The 5,624-nt window shown below is 62.6% G+C and carries 7 protein-coding genes; 6 read left to right on the top strand and 1 reads right to left on the bottom strand.

The annotated features are described in order from the left end of the window. The 4 genes from thrC to moaD form a co-directional block, all read left to right on the top strand. A partial coding sequence (gene thrC / locus AC1D1X_RS14235; RefSeq protein WP_477698499.1) for a threonine synthase occupies positions 1 to 1,359 on the top strand: 1,359 nt, incomplete at its 5' end. 95 nt (positions 1,360 to 1,454) lie between these two features. Next, complete coding sequence (mobB, locus tag AC1D1X_RS14230) at positions 1,455 to 2,003, top strand: molybdopterin-guanine dinucleotide biosynthesis protein B (RefSeq protein ID WP_457280427.1); 549 nt, start codon at positions 1,455 to 1,457, stop codon at positions 2,001 to 2,003. 60 nt (positions 2,004 to 2,063) lie between these two features. Further along, on the top strand, positions 2,064 to 3,329 hold the full coding sequence (locus AC1D1X_RS14225; RefSeq protein WP_477669139.1) for a molybdopterin molybdotransferase MoeA: 1,266 nt from the start codon (positions 2,064 to 2,066) through the stop codon (positions 3,327 to 3,329). A 22-nt stretch (positions 3,330 to 3,351) separates the two neighbouring features. Beyond that, on the top strand, positions 3,352 to 3,603 hold the full coding sequence (gene moaD / locus AC1D1X_RS14220; protein WP_477669140.1) for a molybdopterin converting factor subunit 1: 252 nt from the start codon (positions 3,352 to 3,354) through the stop codon (positions 3,601 to 3,603). Positions 3,604 to 3,622: 19 nt separating this feature from the next. Here the strand turns inward: moaD and dapA are convergent, their stop codons facing one another. Next, positions 3,623 to 4,534, bottom strand: coding sequence for a 4-hydroxy-tetrahydrodipicolinate synthase (dapA, locus tag AC1D1X_RS14215; RefSeq protein ID WP_477698498.1), 912 nt, complete (start codon positions 4,532 to 4,534; stop codon positions 3,623 to 3,625). A gap of 318 nt (positions 4,535 to 4,852) precedes the next feature. On the opposite strand from dapA, the gene AC1D1X_RS14210 reads away from it, so the two are divergent. After that, complete coding sequence (locus tag AC1D1X_RS14210) at positions 4,853 to 5,335, top strand: molybdenum cofactor biosynthesis protein MoaE (RefSeq protein ID WP_477669142.1); 483 nt, start codon at positions 4,853 to 4,855, stop codon at positions 5,333 to 5,335. A gap of 147 nt (positions 5,336 to 5,482) precedes the next feature. Then, positions 5,483 to 5,624 (top strand): Clp protease N-terminal domain-containing protein (locus AC1D1X_RS14205; RefSeq protein WP_477698500.1); only part of this gene is annotated, 142 nt, incomplete at its 3' end.

Raw genomic sequence — 5,624 nt, 5'->3', positions numbered from 1 at the left:
CTCGAAGGCCTCGCGCCCGACGGTGGCCTCTACTTGCCCGAGCAATATCCGCAGGTGGATGCTGCCACGCTGCAGAAGTGGCGCGGCCTGTCTTACGCCGAGCTCGCGTTCGAAGTCCTCTCGCTTTATGTCGACGATATTCCAGCCGTCGACCTCAAAGCCATCTGCAACAAGACCTACACCGAAGAGGTGTTCGGCACCCAGGCCATCGTCCCGCTGAAAAAGCTTGAAGACGGCCTCTACCTCGAAGCCCTGTCCAACGGCCCCACGCTGGCCTTCAAGGACATGGCCATGCAGCTGCTGGGCAACCTGTTCGAATACGAACTGGCACGCCGCGGCGAAGAGCTCAACATCCTGGGCGCCACCAGCGGCGACACCGGCAGCGCAGCCGAATACGCCATGCGCGGCAAAAAGGGCGTTCGCGTCTTCATGACCTCGCCGAACGGCCGCATGAGCCCCTTCCAGCAGGCGCAGATGTTCAGCCTGCAGGATGAGAACATTCACAACATCGCCGTTGACGGCGTGTTCGACGACTGCCAGGACATCGTCAAGGCCGTCTCCAACGACCTGGCCTTCAAGCGCCGGTACAAGATCGGCACGGTCAACTCGATTAACTGGGCGCGGCTGATGGCACAGGTCGTGTATTACTTCGCCGGTTATTTCCAGGCCACGAGCAACAACACCGAGACGGTCAACTTCACTGTGCCCTCCGGCAACTTCGGCAATGTCTGCGCAGGCCATGTCGCCCGCATGATGGGCCTGCCCATCGCCAAGCTGGTCGTCGCAACCAACGAGAACGACGTGCTCGACGAGTTCTTCCGCACCGGTGTGTACCGCGTGCGCRGCASCGCCGAYACSCAYGAAACCTCCAGCCCSTCCATGGACATYTCCAAGGCCTCSAACTTCGAGCGCTTTGTGTTTGACCTGCTGGGCCGCGACGGTAGCAAGACCAGAGCCTTGTTTCGTGACCAGCTCGGCAGCCAGGGCTACTTTGACCTGAGCGCTGAGGCCGCCTTCAAGTCGGCCGCGCAGCGCTACGGTTTTGTGAGCGGCAAGAGCACCCATGCCGACCGGCTGGCCACCATCCGCGACACCTACAAGCGCTTTGGCACCATGATCGACACCCACACCGCCGACGGCGTGAAGGTGGCGCGCGAGCAGCTCCAGCCCGGTGTGCCCATGATCGTGCTGGAAACCGCCTTGCCCATCAAGTTCGCGGCCACCATTGAAGAGGCCCTGGGCCAATTGCCCACGCGGCCTGCGAAGTTTGAAGGCATTGAGGCCCTGCCCAAACGCGTCGTGGTGCTGCCGGCCGATGCAGCCGTGATCAAACGCTACATTGTCGAAAATGTACATTAAATCGGGCTGTAGCCCTTATCTGACTTGCGCAAGCAGCTATATTTTTAATAGCAACCTGGGCGTCTTCCGGCCTTTCTTTCTGTGAGAGCGACATCATGAACGTGGTCGGATTTGCCGGGTATTCCGGTTCGGGCAAGACGACACTGGTCGAAAAGCTGATCCCGGCACTGAAGGCCAGAGGCCTGCGTGTTTCAGTGGTCAAGCATGCGCACCACAAGTTCGACATAGACCATCCCGGCAAAGACACTTTCCGGCATCGCCAGGCCGGTGCCTTTGAAGTGGTGGTGGCCTCGCCAAACCGGCTTGCGCTGATGCGCGAATTTGAAAAGCCGTCCGAGCTCACCGTTCACCAGCTGATCGCCGAGCTGTACGGCGGCGTGGACTGGGTGCTGGTGGAGGGCTTCAAGAGCAGCGACCTGCTCAAGATCGAAGTCTGGCGTGCGCCTTCGGCCGACTATGCCGGCAAGCCCCCGCTCTACCCGGACGACGACTTCATCGTCGCCGTCGCCACGGATGCCCCCGGCAAGCTGCCCCAAGCAACCTTGCGCCCGGTGCTGGATTTGGACGATGCCGACGCCGTGGCAGAGTACCTGGTCAACAATCAGGAACGCTTCGCCTATTCGTTTGAAGACCGTTTCGGTTAAACGTTCGCCAAAGCAGGCTTTTTTCGTTCCGTTCAGGTTTTTGTTCCGGACACCCCGACCATGAGTTCTGTTTCCCCCACGCCCGCCGGCCTGGCGCCTGCGCCCCAGCCCGGCCGGGCCCCCTTGAAGCCGCTGGACCAGGCGCTGGCCGAGTTGCTGGACCGCGCGGCTTTGCTGCCCGGCGCCGAGACGGTTTCCACCTTCGATGCCGACGGCCGGGTGCTGGGCCAGGATCTGGTGTCCAGCCTTGATGTGCCGGCACACGACAACAGTTCCATGGACGGCTATGCGGTGCGTGTTGCCGACTGGTCAGCCGATGCGGTGCTGCAGGTCAACCAGCGTATTCCGGCCGGCAGCAGCGGCCACATGCTGGAGCCGGCCTCTGCGGCACGCATCTTCACCGGCGCGCCCATTCCGCCAGGCGCCGATGCAGTGGTGATGCAGGAAGACTGCGATGTGGTTGACGCCGGCGTTCGCATCAAGGTACAACCCCAGTCCGGTCAATGGATTCGCCGTCGTGGTGAAGACGTGACCTCGGGCACCGTGGTGCTGCACCGTGGCGAGCGCCTGACGCCGGCCTCGCTCGGCCTTGCCGCCAGCATCGGCTTCGACAGACTGCAGGTGGCGCCCCGCGTACGCGTCGCCCTGTTTTCCACCGGCGACGAACTTGTCATGCCCGGCGAGGTTGCGCCTGCCGACATGAAGCCTGGCGCCATCTACAACTCCAACCGCTTCTTTTTGCGTGCGCTGTTGCTGCGCCTGGGCTGTACGGTCACCGACCTGGGTATCGTGCCCGACCGCCTGGACGCCACCATCGCCGCGCTCAAGGGCGCCAGCGAGCAGCACGACCTGATCCTCACCAGCGGTGGCGTGTCGGTGGGCGAAGAAGACCACATCAAGCCCGCCGTGCAGGCGCTGGGCGAACTGGCGCTCTGGCAGATCGCCATGAAGCCGGGCAAGCCCTTCGCCTACGGCAAGATTGCAGGCTCTCACTTCATCGGCCTGCCTGGCAACCCGGTGTCCAGTTTTGTGACCTTCCTGGTCCTGGTGCGGCCCTTCCTGCTCAAGTTGCAAGGGGCTGTGCAAACCGCCGTCAGCCCGATTGCGGCGCCGGCCCATTTCAATTGGCCCAAAGCCGACAAGCGCCGCGAATTCCTGCGCGTCAAGCGCAACGCGTCCGGCGGGCTGGAGCTGTTCAACAACCAGAGCTCGGGTGTGCTGACCTCGGCGGTCTGGGGCGACGGTGTGATCGACAACCCCGCCGGCCAGGCCATTGCGCATGGCGACACGGTGCAGTTCATTCCATTTTCGGCGCTGATGTCGTAGAGGCACTGCGGTAAGGCCCCCCATGAAAATCATCGTCAAATACTTTGCCTCGATTCGCGAAGCTATCGGGCAGGGCAGCGAGGTGCGCGACACCTCTGCCACCACGCTGGCCGCCCTGCGCGACGAACTGCTGGCGGCCACGCCCGCGCATGCTGCGGCGCTTGCGCGCGGCAAATCGGTGCGCATGGCGCTCAACCAGGTCATGAGCGATGAGTCGGCTGTACTCAGCGAGGGCTGCGAAGTCGCCTTCTTCCCCCCCGTCACCGGCGGCTGATCCACTCACTCGCGGCGGCTCAGGCCACCTGAGCATCCAGCTTCACAAGCTGGTCCACCAACGCCGCAGATGCGCGCGTCATCGGGCTGCGCAACTCGTCACGCAGCAAATTTTGTCGCGCCAGCAATGCCTTGAGCGGGCCCGGATTGGGTTCTGCAAACAGGGCTTCAATCAGCGGCGGCAGCGGTTTCCACAAAGCCTCGGCCCCGGCCACGTCGCCCGCTCGAAGGCGCTGAACAATTTCCGCAAATCGCGACGTATGCAAATGCGCCGCTGCCGCGATAGCGCCCCGGCCGCCTGCTGCCACAGTCGTGAAGATGTTTGCATCCTCACCGGCCAGCACCTGCAATTGCCCATCGGCGATCAGTGCCCGCGTTTTCGCCGTGTCACCCCCGCAATCCTTGACGGCCTGTATGCGCGGGTGCGCCGCCAGCGCCCGGATGGTCTCAAGCGCCATCTGGCTGCCCGTGCGGTAGGGAATGTCGTAAAGCACCACCGGCACCGCGCTGGCATCGGCCAGGGTGGTAAACCACTCGACCAGGCCCGCCTGCGAGGGCCGGATATAGCTGGGCGCCGGCAGCAAGATGCCCGCGAGGTTCAGTGGGCTCAAAGCACGAACGCGCGCAGCCGTTTTACCCAGGTGGTAGCCAGACAAACCCATGATCACCGGCAGGTCAGGGGCTTCGGCCATCACGGTTTGCAGCACATCAAGTTGCTCTTCATCGCTGAGCGCGGCAGCTTCACCCGTAGAGCCGCATACCACCAGCCCGGCGATGCCGCTGGCCTGGTAGTGCGCTACCAGGCGTTTCAAGGCACCGTAGTCGACCTTGTCCTGGTCAAACGGGGTAACGAGCGGGATCCAGAGTCCCGAGAAATCGTGAGTTGCCTGAGTGGCTTGATTTGCCTGATCGGCATTGAGCGCTKTTTGCATGAAGACACATCCCAAAAAACTGACCGGCTAAAAAGGCCGTCATCAGAACAAGTGAAGGTGTCCGCAAAAGACTCTGGAAAAGTAACCGGCGGTTCCATCGCTCATTCGACGACGGAACCGCAGCCCCGGTCAAATGAGCAACGGTTTTTTCGATTTGCTGGCGCACGCCTCAAACCCGCGGGCGCTGTCGGGCGTCCGGTTGGCAAGAAGGTGAATGTGGCCAGTCATGCTGCCATATTACTTGAGGGGCCGGGCTGTGGCACTGTTTCGGCATTGAATATGCACCGGCCTGCGTGGCCCAGTGGCAAAATTGCCACTATGGCCCAGTCTTCCCCCCGCGTCCTGATCACCACCGATGACTTCAACCTCGCCGATGAAGTTGCCGCGCTGCGCTCAAACGACAAGCGCGTCGGCGCCGTCTGCACCTTCACCGGCACGGTTCGGGACCGCAATGACGGCCTGAGCGTCAGCAGCATGGAACTGGAGCATTACCCGGGCATGACCGAAAAAGCCATCGAGGCCATGATCGATGAGGCGATGTCGCGTTTTGATATTTTTGGCGCCCGCGTCATCCACCGCGTCGGCCTGCTGCAGCCGCTGGACCAGGTGGTGATGGTGGCCGTAGTGTCAGCCCATCGCGGCGAAAGCTTCAAGGCCTGCGAATTCCTGATGGACTACCTGAAAACCCAGGCGCCGTTCTGGAAGAAAGAAGAAACGCCGGAAGGCGCCCGCTGGGTGGATGCCCGGGTCAGCGACGACGCGGCGCTGGCGAAATGGGGCATCAGCGCCAGCAACGCCTGAGGCCGGCGTGGGCTTGACGCACATCAAACGCGGCCCAATGGCTTGCCGTGCTTGCGGCTGAATGACTTGAAAAGGCGCGCAAAAGCCCCAAACTCGGCAATAACCGCTCCTTCGTGAGCCCCGAGCCCCTTTGCGGAGTCAAATTCAATGCGACAAGACAAATTAACCACCAAATTCCAGGAAGCCCTGAGCGATGCGCAGTCCCTCGCGCTGGGCAACGACAACGGCTATATCGAGCCGGTTCACCTGCTGGCCGCCATGCTCCGCCAGGAAGACGGCCCGCGTGCCC

It is taken from the genome of Polaromonas sp. P1_G4 (assembly GCF_056405475.1).
This window is presented reverse-complemented; position numbering and strand designations above follow the sequence as displayed.